At 70.0% G+C, this 17,485-nt stretch carries 17 protein-coding genes and 1 pseudogene; 8 read left to right on the forward strand and 10 right to left on the reverse strand.

Going from position 1 to position 17,485, the window contains the following annotated elements; translation table 11 throughout:
• Nucleotides 1-49: 49 nt before the first annotated feature.
• The gene (locus ACIA6A_RS37600; RefSeq protein ID WP_396102844.1) at nt 50-3,097 is read right to left on the reverse strand and encodes a glycoside hydrolase family 9 protein; all 3,048 of its coding nucleotides are present in this window, start codon (nt 3,095-3,097) and stop codon (nt 50-52) included.
• A 264-nt stretch (nt 3,098-3,361) separates the two neighbouring features.
• Here ACIA6A_RS37600 and ACIA6A_RS37605 point away from each other — a divergent pair, with 264 nt between their 5' ends.
• Nucleotides 3,362-3,784, forward strand: a complete 423-nt coding sequence (locus ACIA6A_RS37605) for a hypothetical protein (RefSeq protein ID WP_396102845.1) — start codon at nt 3,362-3,364, stop codon at nt 3,782-3,784.
• Between the two features lie 227 nt (nt 3,785-4,011).
• Here the strand turns inward: ACIA6A_RS37605 and ACIA6A_RS37610 are convergent, their stop codons facing one another.
• From ACIA6A_RS37610 to ACIA6A_RS37635, 6 genes are all read right to left on the reverse strand, one after another.
• Entirely contained in the window at nt 4,012-4,593 is a 582-nt protein-coding gene (locus tag ACIA6A_RS37610) for a hypothetical protein (RefSeq protein WP_396102846.1), read from the reverse strand.
• Nucleotides 4,593-5,177, reverse strand: coding sequence for a DUF6286 domain-containing protein (locus ACIA6A_RS37615; RefSeq protein WP_396102847.1), 585 nt, complete (start codon nt 5,175-5,177; stop codon nt 4,593-4,595). Before ACIA6A_RS37615 ends, ACIA6A_RS37610 begins: the two co-directional genes overlap by 1 nt.
• On the reverse strand, nt 5,174-5,593 hold the full coding sequence (locus tag ACIA6A_RS37620; protein ID WP_396102848.1) for an Asp23/Gls24 family envelope stress response protein: 420 nt from the start codon (nt 5,591-5,593) through the stop codon (nt 5,174-5,176). Before ACIA6A_RS37620 ends, ACIA6A_RS37615 begins: the two co-directional genes overlap by 4 nt.
• Nucleotides 5,586-5,765, reverse strand: coding sequence for a DUF2273 domain-containing protein (locus tag ACIA6A_RS37625; protein WP_396102849.1), 180 nt, complete (start codon nt 5,763-5,765; stop codon nt 5,586-5,588). Before ACIA6A_RS37625 ends, ACIA6A_RS37620 begins: the two co-directional genes overlap by 8 nt.
• Before the next feature lie 90 nt (nt 5,766-5,855).
• Nucleotides 5,856-6,137 carry a hypothetical protein gene (locus ACIA6A_RS37630; RefSeq protein ID WP_396102850.1) on the reverse strand — a complete coding sequence of 94 codons (282 nt, stop codon included), beginning with the start codon at nt 6,135-6,137 and terminating at the stop codon, nt 5,856-5,858.
• Between the two features lie 32 nt (nt 6,138-6,169).
• A complete protein-coding gene (locus ACIA6A_RS37635) occupies nt 6,170-6,640 on the reverse strand; it encodes an Asp23/Gls24 family envelope stress response protein (protein ID WP_396102851.1) in 471 nt (156 codons plus the stop codon).
• A gap of 235 nt (nt 6,641-6,875) precedes the next feature.
• Between ACIA6A_RS37635 and ACIA6A_RS37640 the strand changes: the two genes are divergently transcribed.
• Together ACIA6A_RS37640 and ACIA6A_RS37645 are read left to right on the forward strand one after the other, a co-directional pair.
• Nucleotides 6,876-7,499 carry an RNA polymerase sigma factor gene (locus ACIA6A_RS37640; protein WP_396102852.1) on the forward strand — a complete coding sequence of 208 codons (624 nt, stop codon included), beginning with the start codon at nt 6,876-6,878 and terminating at the stop codon, nt 7,497-7,499.
• On the forward strand, nt 7,496-7,954 hold the full coding sequence (locus ACIA6A_RS37645; protein WP_396102853.1) for a hypothetical protein: 459 nt from the start codon (nt 7,496-7,498) through the stop codon (nt 7,952-7,954). The genes ACIA6A_RS37640 and ACIA6A_RS37645 overlap by 4 nt, the downstream gene beginning before the upstream one ends.
• A 47-nt stretch (nt 7,955-8,001) precedes the next feature.
• Here ACIA6A_RS37645 and ACIA6A_RS37650 read toward each other — a convergent pair whose 3' ends face one another.
• On the reverse strand, nt 8,002-9,075 hold the full coding sequence (locus ACIA6A_RS37650) for an LCP family protein (RefSeq protein ID WP_396102854.1): 1,074 nt from the start codon (nt 9,073-9,075) through the stop codon (nt 8,002-8,004).
• A gap of 3 nt (nt 9,076-9,078) precedes the next feature.
• Nucleotides 9,079-9,876 (reverse strand): polysaccharide deacetylase family protein, encoded by a 798-nt coding sequence (locus ACIA6A_RS37655; RefSeq protein WP_396102855.1) that lies wholly within the window; start codon nt 9,874-9,876, stop codon nt 9,079-9,081.
• Nucleotides 9,877-10,250: 374 nt separating this feature from the next.
• Between ACIA6A_RS37655 and ACIA6A_RS37660 the strand changes: the two are divergent.
• From ACIA6A_RS37660 to ACIA6A_RS37680, 5 genes and pseudogenes are all read left to right on the forward strand, one after another.
• Nucleotides 10,251-11,198, forward strand: a pseudogene (locus tag ACIA6A_RS37660) (GAF domain-containing protein); the annotation flags it as partial.
• 150 nt (nt 11,199-11,348) lie between these two features.
• The gene (locus ACIA6A_RS37665; RefSeq protein WP_396102903.1) at nt 11,349-11,705 is read left to right on the forward strand and encodes a methyl-accepting chemotaxis protein; all 357 of its coding nucleotides are present in this window, start codon (nt 11,349-11,351) and stop codon (nt 11,703-11,705) included.
• Between the two features lie 17 nt (nt 11,706-11,722).
• Nucleotides 11,723-12,343 carry a carbonic anhydrase gene (locus ACIA6A_RS37670; RefSeq protein ID WP_396102856.1) on the forward strand — a complete coding sequence of 207 codons (621 nt, stop codon included), beginning with the start codon at nt 11,723-11,725 and terminating at the stop codon, nt 12,341-12,343.
• Between the two features lie 48 nt (nt 12,344-12,391).
• Nucleotides 12,392-13,117, forward strand: a complete 726-nt coding sequence (locus ACIA6A_RS37675) for a peptidylprolyl isomerase (protein ID WP_396102857.1) — start codon at nt 12,392-12,394, stop codon at nt 13,115-13,117.
• An 81-nt stretch (nt 13,118-13,198) separates the two neighbouring features.
• Nucleotides 13,199-15,502, forward strand: coding sequence for a putative bifunctional diguanylate cyclase/phosphodiesterase (locus ACIA6A_RS37680; RefSeq protein WP_396102858.1), 2,304 nt, complete (start codon nt 13,199-13,201; stop codon nt 15,500-15,502).
• A 19-nt stretch (nt 15,503-15,521) separates the two neighbouring features.
• On the opposite strand, the gene ACIA6A_RS37685 is transcribed toward ACIA6A_RS37680, so the two are convergent.
• On the reverse strand, nt 15,522-17,258 hold the full coding sequence (locus ACIA6A_RS37685) for a family 20 glycosylhydrolase (protein ID WP_396102859.1): 1,737 nt from the start codon (nt 17,256-17,258) through the stop codon (nt 15,522-15,524).
• Nucleotides 17,259-17,485 lie beyond the last annotated feature (227 nt).

Below are 17,485 nucleotides of genomic sequence, written 5' to 3' on the forward strand. Positions count from 1 at the left end.
CTCGGCGGAGCGGCGGGCCCGGCCGGCTGGTGCCGGCCGGGCCTCGCCGTCAGGACCGGTCGCAGGCTGCCCCGTTGAGGGTGATCAGCTCCGGTGTGGGGTTCGGTCCGCCCGGTGTCGTGGCGTTGAAACCGAGGTACACCGTCGCCCCTGGCTGGATGCGCTGGTTCGTGCTGGTGGGCCGGGCTGTCACCGTGGCGCCGGCCTGAGTCGCCTCAGTCGACCATGCCTCGCGGATGCGCTGACCGCCGAGGAAGGCGAAGCGCACGGTCCAGCCGTCGATGGCCTTGATGCCGGTGTTGGTGACGGCCAGTTGCGCGGTGAATCCGGCCTTGTCCGCCCAGTCGCCGTAGTTGGTGTAGCCGGCCCGGCAGGATACCGCCGCGGCCGGCTCACCGCCCTGATCGGCCAGGAAGGACGCCACCCAGGCCAGGGCGGAGTTCCAGTTGACGGCCACCTCGTTGGTCGCGTACGACTCGATGTCGTCGACGTAGCAGAACATCGGCTTGCAACCGTTGAGCAGGGCCTTCGCGAACGGGTCGTCCAGTCCGGCGTTCGCGCCGCCGGCCAGCGACCCGGCCGGCGGGTGCGGCAGCGTGGCGTCCTTCTGGTGGGCGTAGATCCGGGTGTGCTGGTTCTGTGACGCCTGTTCTCCCCAGCCGGTGACGTACGACTGGTTCAGCGCGTTTCGGCCGAAGATGTAGTCGACGCCCTGCACCGCGCCGTCGCGGTACTTCGCCTTGCCGGTCATGTCGAACGCGGTCGCCAGCACCTGGACGTTGTTGAGGACGTTGCTGTTCGCGCCCCAGAAGTAGCTGCCCGCGTTGCCCGGCATCGGCAGCCCGTACGCCTGGGCTTCGAGGGTTGCCAGATAGCCGTCCGCGGCCGTGACCACCGACTGGCGGATCCGCTGCCGGTCGGCGGCCGGCAGGGCGCTGGGCACCGTGGCCAGGTCGAGCCGGCCGAGCGCCGCGGTGCTCGCCCAGCCGAAGCCGGTGGCGGCGAAGACGTCGCCGGTGTGGTGCGCCGACGCGGTCACATCGGTCAGGAACGCGGCCTCGCCGGTGGTCAGGTACAGCTCGGCGGCGGCCCAGTAGAACTCGTCGGAGACGTCGTCGTCGCCGTAGCTGCCACCGCCGCCGCCCAGGTCCTGCGCCAGTTTGGCCGGGTTGGCCTTGGCCGCGGCGTACGCGGTGCGGGCCGCGGTGAGGCACGTGGCCGAGAACGCCGCGTCGTACGGGGCGAACAGCCGCGCGCACTGGGCCGCCGTGGCCGCCAGGTTCAGCGTGGCCGCCGTCGACGGCGGCTGCAGCTCGCGTTGCTCGGGGTCGTCCTCGGGCTGCATCGGCAGGCCGGTCCAGTTGGCGTCGTGGATCTTGTGGTGGGCCATCCCGGCGAACGGCTTGCCCGCCGGCACCTGCATGCGCATCAGGAACTCGAGCTCCCAGCGGGCCTCGTCGAGGATGTCGGGAACCTTGTTGCCCCGCTCGGGCACCCGCAGCGTGCTGTCGGCCAGCGCGGCACCGTGCGCGGCGGTGACCGCGGTCTTGGTGCGCTCGAAGCTGCTCATCAGCTGCTGGACGGCGATACCACCGTTGACCACGTACTTGCCGTGGTCCCCGGCGTCGTACCAGCCACCGCGCACGTCCAGCCGGTAGTCGCAGGAGGCGGCGCGGCACGGCACGTCGGTGTCGCCCTTGTTCGGGGCCACGCCCAGGTGGCCGGCCGGCCGGGCGTACTGCTCGCCGACCAGGTCGCCGTCGATCGCGATGCCGCTGCGCTGGATGGAGAAGAACTGCAGCGCGTCCGAGCGCAGCTGCCGGTAGACGGTGGCGGAGATGTCGAACGGGTGGCTGGTCTGCCCGTCGGCGACCAGCGTGTACCCCGTCCCCGCCGTGGTGTGCGCGGAGAAGTCGATCGTGTGGACGTTCTGACCCGACGCGGCGTCCACCCCGCGCGGCTTGCTGCGGCCCGAGTCGACCACGTCACCCGCGGCGTTCTCGAGCTGCCAGTCCACCGCCGCGGTGGCCGCGGTGACCAGGGTCGCGTTCTTCGGCCCGTCCGGCAGGTAACCGACCTGGTTGACCCGGACCCGCGGCCCGGTCTCCGGCTCGTACGGCGGCGCCTGCTCGCCACCGATCAGCGACACGTTGTCCAGGCACAACCGGTACTCGGCGGCGGCGCCGCCGACCTGGAAGGCGACCTGGCCCAAGGCGGTGTCCGCGGGGGCGGTGAAGGTGTATTCCAGATGCTGCCGGGTGGGCGTCAATGCGGCGTCACGAGCCAGATACGACGTGTACGGCTCCTCGCCGAGCTGGACCGCGGCCCGGACGGTGGCGCCCGGGCCGGCCGTGGCGTCGAACGACAGCGTGTACGAGGCCCCGGCCGTCAACGTGACGTTGTTCTGCCCGATGCCGGCGTCCCAGGGGTTCGGCAGCCCGGACGGCACGGTGGCGCACAGCTCACCGTCGTCGACCCCGGTCGCCGTGGTGCCGTAGGAGTACCAGCCCGCGGTGCCTTCGGTGAAGCTGCCGTTCTCCAGCTGCTCCGGCCCGGCCGGCGGTGCAGCGGCCTCACTGGTCAACGAGACGTCATCGAGGCAGAAGGTGAACGCCTCGGCGCTCCCGCCGAGCTGGAACGTCAGCGTGCCGCCGGCGGAGTCCAGGCTGGAGGTGAACGCGTACTCGAAGGCCTGCGCCCCGGTGGTCAGCGCCACCGCACGAGACAGCGCTGCGGTGTACGGCGCCTCGTTGAGCTGCACGTTCGCCCGTACGGTCACCGGCGCGCTGGCATGGGCGCGGAAGCTCAGCTCGTAGGCGGCGCCGTCCGCGAGCGGGATGTCGTTGTGCCCGAGGCTGACGTCCCAGGCGTTGCCGGTACCGGCGGGGACCTCCGCACAGAGCTGCCCGCCGACGACGGAGAGCGGAGCGTTGTCGGTGGACCACCAGCCGGTCGTTCCCGTGGAGAAGTCGCCGTTGGGAATGTGCTGCGCCGGCTCAGCCGACGCCGGTTGAACCGTCAGGCAGGTCAGCGTTAGCGTTGTCGCCGCAGCGACCGCGGTCAACACAGTGACCCGCCTACGCAGGTATGAAGTCACGGAGGTTCCTTCCCAACTTCGCGGACCGGTGGGGATGAGGTGTGGGAGCGCTCCCATCTTTTCATTGTTACCACTGGGTTACGCGGAGTCAATCGACTGACTTTGATGAATTGGCGCGATGGCCCTGTCTGACCACACCCCTCCGGAGTCGGCCGGTCAGGTGGCCCTGAACAATGGCGGTGACGTCGCCGTACAGGGAAAGGTGTGATGATGGGCTGGAACACTTCGGTACTTTTCCGTCAGGGAGTTACGGCGGACGAGGCGGTGGACGACCTGGCCATCACCGAGTTCAGCGGCGAGCTGGTCGCGGCCGAGCAGGCCACGAGTGCCCACGAGCCCGAGGCCCTGTACGCGGCCGATCCGGGTGGCTGGGCGCAGGTCTGGAACCCGATGATGGACCTGGTCATGGGCTGGGAACCGACCGACCGGGCCGACGCTCTGGTGGTCTTCTTCAGCAGCGTCTCGAGCACCTACGGTTTCACCCTGTTCACCGAGGGCGAACGCACCCGGCACTACGTCTACGCCGAGGGTGCCGTTGTGGAGGACGAAGGGACGCCACTGCCGGTCGAGGCCGAGATCGCCCTGCCGTCCTGGGGCCCGGACGAAGACTTCCTCTGGTCGATCATCACGGCCGTCACCGGTCTCCGGTACGACGACAAGCTGCAGTACCGCGTCTACCCGGTCTAGCGGACGTGCACCGTCGGCCGCGGTGTTCGCGGACGACCCTTCCGGGTCGGTCAGGCGGGGTGACGATGTTGTTGCCGGCCCCGAGGTCGACCATGGCCGTGCCGAATGCGCTCAGCGGGGCAGATCGCCCGCCGGTGGCCCCGCTGTCGCCGGACGGGCAACCAGACGGCGCTGACCCTTCTCGTCACGGCAGCACACCCCGGCCAGGTCGGGGCCGTCGTGAAGCGTCAGCGCACGCGGGGCTGTGCGCGGGCTCGGCGGGCGACGGACAGGTGGATGCGGGCCCGGGCGTCGTCGCGGCCGAGGACGGTGTTGAGGTCGCCGGCCACGGCGTCGGTGGCGGCGACAACGTCGGTGAGGTCGGCGCGGGGGTCGATGGTGGCGGTGAGGGTGACGACCAGTTCCCCGCGGTCGCGAATGACCTTGCCGGTCACGTTCCGGATGCCGGGAGTGTCGGCGAGGACCTCGGCGGCGGTGGTGGCGACGCCCGACGGGTCGATGCGCAGGCGTCCCGGACGTCCGGAGCCGGGCAGTACGAGGGTACCGACGCCGCGGCGGGGGAGATGGGCGATCAGCCACCACAGGCCGAGCAGCACGAACAGTGCGCCCGCGGCACCACCGGCCCACGGCCACCAGTCGGTGTTGAGCAGGTCGGAGGTCTTCTGGGTGGAGACTTCCTCAGGAAAGCGGGGCCAGAGCCGGCGAAGCCAGCCGTTGTACCAGGCGGCGGCGCCGACCCCGATGACGAACAAGGTCAGGCCGAGCAGGATCGCGAGGGCGCGGTCGAGGCCGAGGACGGATCGGCGCATCAGGGTGTCTCCCGGCTCTGCCAGTGGGCGCGGACACGAACTTTGACCTTGGGCGGTTCGGCCAGGGCGGACAGCCGCTGCTCCACGGTGGTGCGGACGACGTCGGCGACGCCGTCGCGATCGGACTCGACGGTGACCGTGACCGTGCGGCGGCCGGCGACGGAACCGGCGGACAGCACGCCGTCGACGTCGTCGGCGGCGGCCGAGGCGAGCCGGGCGACGTCGCGGGTGCGCAGGAACAGCCCGGTCTGTGAGGTGACGGCCAGTGTCTTCCGGGAGCGGGGGCGGACGGCGGTGACGACCATCCAGATGCCGAGCAGGGCGATCGCGACGCCGGCCGGGATCATCCACCATTCGGCGGTGGTGCGATCGAAGCCGTCGATCAGGGCGGCGGACCAGGTGCGGCCCGGACGGGAGTCTGCCGCGGCGACGGCGTCGTGCAGCAGCACCACGCCGAGGCCGGTGAGCACCAGGGCCATGATCGGGCCGAGCAGCCCGATCCGTCCGGAGCCGGTCCTGGGCCGGGCGGCCTTCATGGCCGGGCCGGAACCCGCCGGCGCGGGGCTGGTCAGGGTGTGGGTCATTGGACTCTCCGGCGTACGGGTGCTGCGACGCGCACGATTCTGGCGATGGTGACGTCGACGGCGTCGACGCGGAGTCCGGCCAGGGTCTGCAGCTGGTCGGTGACCGTCTGGCGAACCTGGGCGCCGAGGTGGGGTGCCGAGACGGGCCACCGGCCTACCACTGCCACCTCGGCGCGGACCCGGTCGCCGGCGATTTCGCAGTCGACGCGGGGGTAGGCGCGGCCGAGGGCGGCGTTGACGGAGTTGGTGCTCTGTGCGGAGGGGACCACTCCGGTTACGGACAGGGCGGCGGCCTCGGCGATGCGCTGCACCGCCCGGTCCTTGATGACCAGCGTCCCGCGCTCACCCGGATCGGAATCGCTGACGCCGACCGGAGAACCGGAGGCCGTGCCGGGAACGGGGGAACGGTCAGCCACGACTGCGCCCAGGGACCAGAACGGCGAGGTTGATGCGGCCTTCCAGGTGCGCCCCGACGACGTATCCGACGCCCGCGAACAGGACGGCCAGCAGGAACCAGCCGAACCCGGCCGTGGCGGCGATCAACGCGAGGAGCAGCCCGGCGAATAGGCCGGTGGTGGATGAGGACATGAACACTCCCGACAGAGAAGGCCGTGACGACCTGGTAGAAGGCTGAGTACAGAGGGCGAAGCGAGCCGGCGTGGCCGGCAGGCACCGGTGTCAGGCTGCGGCGACGTCCTCGATGTAGACGTGGACCGGGGTTGCCACCGACGTGGCCACCGCGGCGTGGATCAGCTGCGCGGTCTCGCGTACCGGCACCTGTCCCGCCACCACCACGTGCACTTCGATCAGGTTGTCGCCGAGCCTGATCCCGGTGATGCGCCGCCCGGGCAGGTAGGTGGCGACCTCGCCGAACCGGCCGGCGTGCAACCGCACCACATCCGGCACCGCGAGCACGAGGGCGCAGATGTCGTCCGCCGTCGTCGGAACCGGCTCGATCACCCGTCCCGGCCGTGGCTTGGAGGCCGGCGTGGTCACTGCACGCGCGGGGTACGGTCGGCGTCGTCGTCCTGGTCGTCCTCGGGCAGGTGGATGTCCGCCACCGAGATGTTGACCTCGGTGACCTGCAGGCCGGTCATCCGTTCGATCGAGTCGATGACGTTGCGCCGCACCCCGGCGGCCAGGTCCGCGATGGCCACGCCGTACTCGGCGATCATGTCGATGTCGACGGCGGCCTGGGTCTCGCCGACCTCGACCGACACGCCCTGGGAGTGGTTCACGCGCCCACCGGGGATCCGCTCCCGGACCGCGCCCAGCGCCCGCGAGGTGTTACCGCCGAGGGCGTACACGCCGGAGACGTCCTTGGCGGCGATCCCGGCGATCTTGGAGACGACGGTGTCGGCGATCGACGTCGTGCCCTGCGTGCTCTGCAGACCCTGCTCGCGCAGCGCGACGCCACCGGTGCGGGCGCCGGGCTTCGGCGCGGTGGTGGTCGAGTCGGTCATGGTGAACTCCTTAAGGACTGGGCCCGTCGACGGATCGGCGGCGGGAGAACAGCGTGGCCGCGAGGCGGCCGATCGGCTGTCACAGAGTTAGAGGACGGAAAGCAGAAAACCTCACGGTGGCTTTAGTGTGAGGTGGGTCACAGTACGGTCGGGTGGCGTCAAAAGTCCTGTTCAGCGGGGCATGGGAGGGGCAGGCGCGGCCTCACCGGCTGTGTCGTGGGCGAGAGGGGTGTCCGTGGCAGGGTGGGCGACGCGTCGTGATGCGCGATCCACGCCCTCCGCTGATCAGCCGGGCCCGGCCACACCTCAGCCGACCGATGAGGCGCTGGCCCGCCGGGCCGGGCTGGGTGATCGGGACGCCTTCGCCGTGATCGTCACTCGCTACGGTCCGGCTCTCTACCGATTCGTGTCCCGCGTCCTGGATGAACCGGCTGACGCCGAGGACGCTCTGCAGGAGACCTTCATCGACGCCTGGAAGGGACTGTCGGGCTTCCGTGGCGACGCTGCCCTGCAGACCTGGCTCTTCACCCTGGCCAGGCGCCGCTGCTATGCGCACCTCAAACGGTTCCCCCGGTCCGGCAGCCGTCCGCACGTGAACCTCGACGACGTCACCGACCGTATTCCGGCCCGCGACGCCGACCCTGCCGGCCTGCAGCTCGGGCAGGATCTGGTCGCCGCGCTCGACACCGCCCTGCGGACGCTCCCCCCGCGGCAGCGTTCCGTCTGGATCCTGAGACAGATCGAAGACTTCACCTACGCTGACATAGCGACTGTCATGGCCATCAGCCCGGATGCGGTGCGCGGGCTGCTCGAACGGGCCCGTGCCACGCTGGCGATCACCCTGAAGGAGTGGCGGTGACCATCGACCACGAAGACGACATCCTGGACCAGGCCACCTCCCTGCTCCGGCAGCACACCGACGCGGGCTGGACCGCGATCAGCGGCGACATCCTGCGCCGCTCTCTGCGCGCGTTCCGCCCCTCCGAACCCGTGCGCGGCCGGCACGACCTCGGCGACTTCTTCGTCGCCGCCGACGTCCTGGTCGCTCGCCTGCGCGAAACCGTCGATGCCGTCCCGGACGCCGCGGCCGCGCGCATCACCTGCACCACCGGCGAGGATCGCCGGCTGGCCGAGGTCACCATCCAGATCATCGCCGCGTACGGCACCCACCTGCTCAGCCTGGCCGAACTCGTCCACGCCGCCGCCGCGCGCCGCCTCACCGACGAACTCGGGACCCTGGCACCCGCGGACGACGCCATCCACACCCACGTTCACGTCGGGGACGTCACCGACGACCCCCGCGATCTGTACTGATCTTCCCCGGGACTGACAGGGTGGTGTGGAGCCTCGGTGGCGACGGTTCAGCGGCCGTGGCGTACGTCGTTGGGTGGGTTGTCGCGCACGTACTTCTCGAGGTTGTCGTCGCGGAGGGCGGCGAACAGCTCGCGGGAGCGGTCGGCGTCGGGGACCATCACCGAGCCCACGCCGGGAACCTCCATGTTCTCCGCGATGGGCAGTGTCATGAAGGTCATGTCGTTCGCCCGCAGGCCGCGCAGGGTGAACGCCAGGCGTTGCACCGGCATGTGCCGGTCCACGGTGAGCGTGCTGGCCGCGGTGCGGACCAGGCGGTCCAGGTCGCGTGGGCTGGTGAGCATGTTCTGGTCGGCGATCTTCTGGGCCAGGGCCCGTAGGTACTGCTGGTGCCGCTTGGCCCGGTCGATGTCGTCGTTGGGCAGGCCGCGGCGCTGACGTACGTAGTACTCGGCCAGTTGACCGTCGAGGTGCTGTTCGCCGGCGGCGAAGGCGACGCAGCGGCGCGAGCGGCCCTGCGGGTCGGTGCACGGGGCCGACGGGTACGGGCTGTCGTCGGGCAGGAAGCGGTACGTGTCGACGGTCGCCTTGTCGATGGTGACGTCGACACCGCCGACCAGGTCGGTGAGTTTGCGGATGCCGGCGAAGTCCACGATCACCGGCCAGTCGATCGTGATGTCGCCGTACCGGTTCAGGGTCTGCACGAGCCGGGGGGCGCCACCCCACGCGTACGCTGAATTGATCTTGTTCCGGGATCCTTGGCCGCCGGTGGCGGTGGCGATCGGCAGGTACGTGTCACGCGGGATCGAGATCACATACGCCTTGCTCGTCGACCTCGGGATGTGGATGAGGATGACGACGTCGCTGCGCCCGTCGCCCGGGTCGCTCTTCGTGCGGCTGTCCGAGCCGATGATCAGCAGATTCATCGGCCCTTTCACCCTGGGCGGTTCGGGCGTGGCGCCGGGGGAGGCCGGAAGTGCGGCGGGCAGCAGGTCGGCGCGTTCGAGGGCGCCCTCGTACCGGTGCGAGAGCAGCCGGGTGCCGGCGATCGCGGCCGCCGATCCGGCGACGAGCAGGGCGATGACGACGACGAGCACGATCCGCAGACGACGAGACTTGGCCATTGCTCACACCCCCACGAAACGGTAGCCGCGGTCGACCAGAACGGGAAGGAAATGACGCAACGCGCGTACGGTCGGGGACCGGTCACCGCCGCCGTCGTGAGTGAGCACAATGGACCGGTTGCCGACCTGGTGCAGGACCTTCGAGCGAATCTGGTCCCATCCCGCGTCGTCCCAGTCGCGCGGGTCGACGTCCCAGGCGATCGAGGTCTGCCCGAGCTGCGCGCACACCTGGAACGCGGTGGGCGACCAACTCCCGTACGGGGCCCGGAAAAGGTGGGGTATGTGCCCGGTCGTCGCGGCGACCGTGTCGACGGCGCGACCGATCTCGGTCCGTGCGCGTGCGGCGGTCATCCGGCTGACGTCCTTGTGCGACCAGGTGTGCGTACCGATGAGGTGTCCTTCGTCGACGATGGACCTGATCAAACCAGGATGGTCGTGCGCCTGCTGCCCGATCACGAAGAACGTGGCCTTGATGTGGTGCTGGCGCAGGATTCTGAGCACTTGCGGCGTGTACGCCGGGTCCGGCCCGTCGTCGAAGGTCAGTGCCACGGCCTTCGACCCCTTCGGCACGGCGGCGGCCGGTACGACGTACAGCGGCTTGCTCTGGATCGCGATGGGTGGCAGTCCGGTCGGCGTGGGTGACGGCGGCGGCACGGACGATACCGGCGAGGATGGTGGCGGTGCCGGGGTCGCTGCCGGTGCGGCCGGTTTCGGCGGCGGCCCGGCGCAGGCGCTGAGCAGGGTGAGCCCGCCCAGAGTGAGCAGCGCCCGCCGGCCGCCGGACCAACGTTGTTGCGTCATTCCCTTCACCACCTCCGGCTCCGCTGGTGCGGCTGGTGCCGCAGAGATCGACGGCGGAGTGGTGGGGAGTCTGGTGGGGAGATGTCAGGAACTGGTGAGGCGTCCGGTGACCCCGGGAAGTCTCACAAACGGCCTGTCGATGCAACCCATCTCTGAGATGTGACGTATTCCGGGCAAGAAGTTCTTATCCCGCTCCCGTGGAATACACCTGGCCGAGAGCTTCTCAGGTGGGGCCGACCGTGGCCGACAGTCTCCTCCGAGCGAGGGGGGTACCGGTGTTCGGTTCCAGCAAGCGGGGCACGGCAGAGCGGCTCGATGCTGATCTTGCCGAGGCCCGGGCCGACGTTCGAGCGGTCACCACGATCATGCGGAGGATGGACAGCGCATCCTCACCCGGGGAGGTGGTCGGCTCCGCGTTGCACCTGGTGCGGGAGCTGTTCGGCTGGGAGTACGGGTCGTACTGGCAGCTGGACCGGGGTGCGGAGGTGCTGCGTTTCGCGCAGGAGAGCGGCACCGTCGACGAGGATTTCCGCCGGGTGACGATGGAGGCATCCTTCGCGCGCGGTGTCGGCCTGTCCGGCCGGGCCTGGCACAGCGGTGACCTGGTGTTCGTCCGTGACATCGCCGAGCTGACCGACTGCGTCCGGGCCCCGGTGGCGGCCCGGGCGGGGGTGCGCAGCGGCGTGTGTTTCCCGCTGGTCGAGGACGGCCGGGTGGTGGGGACGATGGACTTCTTCGCGATGCGGGAGCTCGACCCCAGCGAGGACCGGCTGGCCGTGCTGCGCGCGGCGGGGCACCTGGTCTCGGGGGCACTGGCCCGGCTCCACGAGGTGGTCCGCCAGGAGAAAGCGGTTCAGGACGTGGAGGCCGTCTCCACGGTGATCCGCAAGATGACCCAGGTGAAGAGCCGCGACGAGGCTCTGCGGGTCGCGCTGGAGACGATCCGCGCCGACTTCGACTGGCAGTACGGATCGTTCTGGCAGCTCGACGACGACGGGCACGAGCTGCGATTCGCGCTCGAGTCCGGGGACGCCGGCGCGGAGTTCCGGCGGGTGACGATGTCGGCCTCGTTCGCCAAGGGCGTGGGACTGTCCGGCCGTGCCTGGGCCCGGGGCGATCTCGTCTTCGTCGAGGATCTCGGGGAGCTGACCGACTGTGTACGCCGACCGGCCGCACAGGCCGCGGGCGTCAAGTCGGGGGTGTGCCTGCCCATCCTCGTGGGTGGACAGATCGTCGGGACCATGGACTTCTTCGCCACCCGGACGCTGATCATGTACCCGGGCCGGGAGAGCGCGCTGCGCAACACGGCGTTCCTGGTCGGCCAGGCGCTGGAGCGATTCGCCTCGACGGAACAACTCCACCATGCCGGCCGTACGCTGCTCGACTCCATCGGTGACGTCCAGCGCAACGTGACCTCGGCGGCCACCGTGGCGGCGCGCAGCGAACAGCTCACCGAGGAAGCCAACCAGCAGGTGGCGGCGCTCGGTCAGGCGAGCGCGCAGATCAACGAAGTGGTCCGCACCATCCAGGCGATCGCGGCCCAGACCAATCTGCTGGCGCTCAACGCGACGATCGAGGCCGCCCGCGCGGGCGAGGCCGGCAAGGGCTTCGCCGTGGTCGCCGGCGAGGTGAAAGAGCTGTCGAGCGAGACCGAACGGGCCACGACCGAGGTCAGCGCGAAGGTCAGCACCATCCAGGCGCGCGTCGACGCCGTCACCGCGTCGCTGTCGGAGATCCACACCGCGGTGGAAGAGATCAACGAGACCCAGAAGCTCATCGGCGGGGTTCTCGCCGACCAGATCGCCGTCACCGGCGCCCTCCTCAACTGAAACGCGGAGACTCCGAGATGTCCGTACACCCCTCATGGGAATTGCTGCAGGACGGCAACCGCCGGTGGGTCGAGGGCCGCAGCACGGCGGACGCCGGCCGGGGCGCGGACCGCCGCGCCGAGACCAGCCGCTCGCAGCGGCCGTTCGCGCTCGTCCTCGGCTGCTCGGACTCGCGGCTGCCCGCGGAGATCCTGTTCGATCAGGGCGTCGGTGACCTGTTCGTGGTCCGCACGGCGGGGCACGTCCTCGACACGGCGGTACTCGGATCCGTCGAGTACGCGGTCGGCGTGCTCGGCGTACCCCTGATCGTGGTGCTCGGCCATGACGGGTGCGGCGCCGTCGCCGCCGCCACCAGCGTCGTCGACGGTAATCCGGCCCCTCCCGGCAACATCCGTAAGATCGCCGAGAAGATCGCACCGCATGTGTCGCTGGCCCGTTCCTGCGGCGCCGCGAGTGCCACCGAGATCGGCGGTCAGCACTCGGTGTTCACCGTGCGGGCGCTGCGCAGGCGGTCCGCGATCGTGCGGGAGGCCATCGGGCGGGGCGAACTCGCTGTCCTGCCCGCTCAGTACGACCTCAGCGCGGGAACGGTGACCGAGGTGCAACCGCTCGCCGTCACCGTGGCCGCCGGGGTCTGACGTCCCGGGGCGCTTGACGCATCCAGAATGATCGATTAGACCAGTGGCATGGTGAAGCGACCTCTGGTGTCCGTCCTGGTCTCGATGCTCGCCGCCGGGACCCTCGGCGCCACACCCGCCGCGGCGAACGGCATCGACCCGACCGGGCCCACCCCCGGCCCCTGCGCGTACACGCCCACCCCCGATGACCCGGCCGCCCGGCCGGTGCCCTTGCCCCGCGACCCACGGCACACACCCAGCCGTGGCACGGTGGACGTGCTGCTGCGCACCAACCTCGGCCCGATCCCGCTCGAACTGGACCGCGCGCAGGCGCCGTGCACGGTGCAGAGCTTCGTGCACCTGAGCCGGCACCGGTTCTACGATCGGACGATCTGCCACCGGCTGACCACGTACCCGACCCTGCTCGTGCTGCAGTGCGGCGACCCGTCCGGAACCGGTGAGGGTGGCCCCGGCTACCGCTACGGCGACGAACTGCCGACCGGCCTGCCGCCCGCGCCGACCGACCCGACCGGTGAGCGCAAGGTGTACGCCCGTGGTGTGCTGGCCATGGCCAACGCCGGCCCGGACACCAACGGCAGTCAGTTCTTCCTGGTGTACGGTAACTCGGCGCTGCGCCCGAACTACACCATTTTCGGCAGCGTGACCCCGTCCGGCCTGAATACCCTGGACCGGGTGGCAGCCGGCGGCGTGACCCCGACCGCGGAGGACCCGGCGCCGCTGGACGGCCCACCGGCGCTGCGTACCGAGATCCGCAGGGCCACGATCATGCGCTGAGCAGCTCCGGCAGGACCATTTCTCGCCACGGAGGTGGACGAAGCCGCGCAGTTCAGGCGTCAAGCTGCCGATCATGCGGATATGGAAGAGAGTGGGACGCGCTCCGCCCGGCTGCTGACGGTGTCCGTTTGGGGGGTGGGCGTCCTGCTCTGCCTGTCTCTGGTCCAGGCTCTGGCCGGATGGCACGACGAGGTGGGGTCGCCGGTCAACGACCTCATCCGCCTGCCGGTCACCGTGCTGACCGCGGTGCTGGGGCTGTGGCTGGTCCTGCGGGGAGGCCTGGCGAGACAGGAACGCCGCGCCTGGGTCCTGCTGGAGGTGGCGTTCGTTGCCCAGGTCCTGGCCCACGGGGCCTCACTGTTCGGGAAGATCCAGCCCGGGGGAGAGCACCCCTACCCCTCGCCGGCCGACTATCTGTACGCCGTGGCGATCCCGGTCACGGTCGCCGGGCTCCTGCTGCTGCCCGCCGCGCGCCGCAGCAGTGCCGAGCGCCTCAAGCTCCTGATCGACTCGTTCATCGTGGTCGCCGGCGCCTGCATGGCGATCTGGTACCTCGAGATCGCCCCGGTGGTGCAGATGGCGGGCGCCGACCTCGAGCTGATCATCTTCTCGGCCGCCGTACCGATTCTCGACCTGCTGCTGCTCTTCGCACTGATCCTGCTCATCCTGCGCCGGCCGGACATCGGGGTCGCGATCGGCCTGCTGGCCGGATCCATGGCACTGAAGGTGATCGCCGACAGCACCTACACCATCGCGTACGTCCAGTTCGGTGTCGCTTTCGGCCAAGGCAGCTGGCCCTATCTGCTGTGGGCGGCGGGCGACCTCCTGGCCCTGCTCGCCGTTCACCGCCGACTGCGGCAGGACTACCACCCGCACGGCGAGCGACGCAGCCGGCGCCGGATCAGCTGGCTGCCGTACGTGGCCGTCGCGCTCGCCGACGGCCTGCTCGCCTACGTCGGCCGCCATCAGTCGCTGTACGCCCTCGGCGGGATGATCGCCGGGGCGATCGTGCTCACCACCCTGGTCATCGCCCGGCAGATGCTCGCTCAGCGGGAGAACCGCCGCCTGGCCGTCGTCGACCCGCTCACCGGACTGGCCAACCGGGCCCTGCTCACCGAGCGACTCGACGACATGACCCGGCAACCGCTGCGCCCGGGCCGGCACAGCGCCGTCCTGCTGATCGACCTCGACCGATTCAAACCCATCAACGACGCGTACGGCCATGAGGCCGGCGACGCCGTGCTCAGAGCGGTGGCGACGTCGCTGCGATCGGTGATCCGTTCCGGCGACACCGCGGGCCGGCTCGGCGGCGACGAGTTCGCCGTCGTGCTTCCCCACCTGCCCACCCGGGCCGCCGCGGAGTCCGTCGCGCAACGCCTCGTCGAGGCACTCCGGACGCCGGTGATCTTCGGTGAGCTGGTGCTCGGCGTCGAGGCGAGCGTCGGCGTCGCCTTCCGCGACGAGAGCATCACGAACACCGAACAGCTGATGAAGAACGCGGACATCGCCATGTACGCGGTGAAACGGGCCGGCCGGGGCGCCTACCTGGTCTACACACCGGAGCTGGACATCCGCACCCGCGACCTCGAACTGCGGCGCGCCGTGGACAACAACGAACTCGTCGTCGATTTCCAGCCAATAATCGACCTCGCGAGCGGTGCACCCGTGGGTGCCGAGGCCCTGGTGCGGTGGAACCATCCCACCCGGGGGCTGCTGATGCCCGGCGCCTTCATCGAGCTGGCCGAGGAGACCGGCGCGATCGTCCCGATCGGCGAATGGGTGCTGCGCGAGTCGTGCCGTCAAGCGGTCACCTGGCGTGCCGGGAACCCGGACCCGGAAACCCTCTGGCTCAGCGTCAACCTCTCGGCCCGGCAGGTCGTGCAACCCCGGCTGCTCGAAACCATCCGCGGCATCCTCGACGAGACCGGCTTCCCCGCCGATCGGCTCGTCCTGGAGCTGACCGAGAGCGTCATCCTGCAACCCGACGAGCAGACCGTGGCGCGCTTGAACGCCCTGCGCGACCTGGGCATCGGCATCGCCGTCGACGATTTCGGCACCGGTTACGCGGCGCTGAGCTACCTGAGCACCCTCCCGGTCACCGTCATGAAGATCGACCGCACGTTCGTCGCCGCCATCGAGACCGACCCCGACGCGTACGCCGTGACCGAGGCCCTGGTCCGCCTCGCGAAAGCCTACAAGCTGAGGGTGACGGCCGAAGGCATCGAAACCGCCGGCCAGTCCCGCCGCCTGACCGACATGGGCTGCGATTTCGGCCAGGGCTACTTCTACGCCCGCCCGATGCCCGGCGCCGCCCTGGCCGAACTGCTCGGCACCCGCCACCACAGCCGCCTGACCGGACACCACCGCCCGGGCGCCCAGCCCTGAGCCCCGAGAGATGTGCGGATCAGCGGGTGACGGTGACCGGAACGGTGAACGTGGCCGCCTCCACCCTCGAACTCCCGCCGTAGCTGATGACGATCGTGCCGGTGCCGGCCCTGGTGCTTGCTGTGACGGGCACGGTTATCCGGCCCTTGCTGTCAGCGGTATGCGCTTGGTGAACTGTCCTGCCGCCGGGAACCGTGACCCGCACACTGAACTGTGCGGAGGCCATGGGTGTCCCGTTGGTGCTTCGCGTGAACGTGAAGGTCCGCCTGACGGTCTTCGACGTGCGGACCGTGATCGTGGAGGTGCCGGACGCGCGGACCTCGGCCGGAACGGTGCCGCCGGTGGGTGCGTCTCCGACAGCTCTGATGATGGCGGTGTACGTGGTGTACGCCGAGGTGGGTTTCGGTGAGCCCCAGGTGCCCTGGATGAGGGCCCGCAGCGGGTCCTTCAGGTTGGTGGCGATGTCGTTCTCGGGTTCGTCGCGGCCGGGCTCGCCCCAGAGGCTCAGCTGGGAGCCCAGCAGGTGCGGGTCCGACCTTGCGATGGTGGTGTGGCCGGTGCCGGAGGCGAACTGGTTGGGAGCGAACGATTCGTAGATGGCAGCCGGGTCGGGCCGGGTGATGCCGATGATGTAGTACAGCTGGTTCCAGTTGGCGTTGATGAGGTCGTGGCCGCGGTCGGCGAGAGTCCGCGGGGTCATGTCGGTCGAGCCGTACCAATGTGCGATCTGGACGGTCGGTGCGACGTCGACGACGGTTCCCGGTACGAGCTGGTCGTTCCAGATGCGCAGGGTTCTGCCGTTGGCCCGTACCAGGTCGTTGATCTTGTTGATGAAGTCGTATTGCAGGTCCCGGCCGGTGGCGGAGTTGCCGAACAGCTGTCGAGCGCGCCGGTTCAGCTGCGGGAACCGCGACAGTTCCGCTGTGCTGAGCCATTCGTCGGCGCCGAGATGCCAGTAGGGGCCGGTGAACAGAGGTAGGTACTCGGTTATCAGATCGCGGGCCAAGGGCCAAGCCTGATCGCTGGAGAGGTCCAGGCTGCGTGTGCCGTTGTCGCGCACCAGGCTGAGGCCGGGTTTGTCCCGCAGGATGCGGGTCATGTGTCCCGGCATGTCGATCTCGGGAACGATCGTGATCTGGTACTGCGCCGCATAGGCCACGAGGCCGGCGATCTGCGCCTTGGTGTAGTGCGTTGCCGACACGACCTCGGGATGGCTGCTGCTCTCGATCCGGAATTCCTGATCGTCGCTCAGGTGCAGGTTCAGCCGGTTGTACTTCAGGTACGCCAGTTCGCGTATCCGAGCGCGTAGCCAGTCGATGGTGTAGAACTTGCGGCCGGTGTCGATCATGAAGCCGCGATCGCGGTAGACCGGCGCGTCGGTGGCGGTGCCTCGGGGCAGGGATCGATTCTGCTTGAGCATCTGCAGCAGGGTCTGGGTTCCGTAGAAGACACCGGCGGTGCTGCCGCTGATCGTGGCGGTGCCGGCCAGCGTGAGCCGATAGCCCTCATTGCCGAAACCGCCTGTGGTGAGGACGACGTCACCGCCGGCCGGGGTGCCGGACGCGATCGGCACCGGGTAGCCGGTGACGGTTCGCAGGTCCGCGGCGAGCAGTCCCGCGGCGGTCCGCAGGGCCGCGGTACTCGTCACGATCCGTGATGCCGCCGTGAAGGTGTAGGTCCCCGAGGCTGCTGTCCATCGCTGGATGGACGGGATGGTGGCCGGTGGAGCCGGGGCGGCTCTCGCGGGTGCCGACACGGATGCGGATGCCGATGTCAACGTGCATCCCGCAGCCAGAAGGACGGCTGCGAGGAGCCTCCCGTGTCCGGGGCGCATGGCGTCACTGCCTTTCCTACGCGAGCCAGGAACGGAACCGGGGGCGACCGTTCACGAGTCCGCCGGGGTTGTTCATGGTAGCCATGAAGGCGGCGTCGCCCGCGTGGTACACCAACGCCCAACTGGCCAACCAGCGCGGCCGCCGTCCG

It is taken from the genome of Actinoplanes sp. NPDC051494 (genome assembly GCF_044454705.1).
Classification (GTDB): domain Bacteria; phylum Actinomycetota; class Actinomycetes; order Mycobacteriales; family Micromonosporaceae; genus Actinoplanes.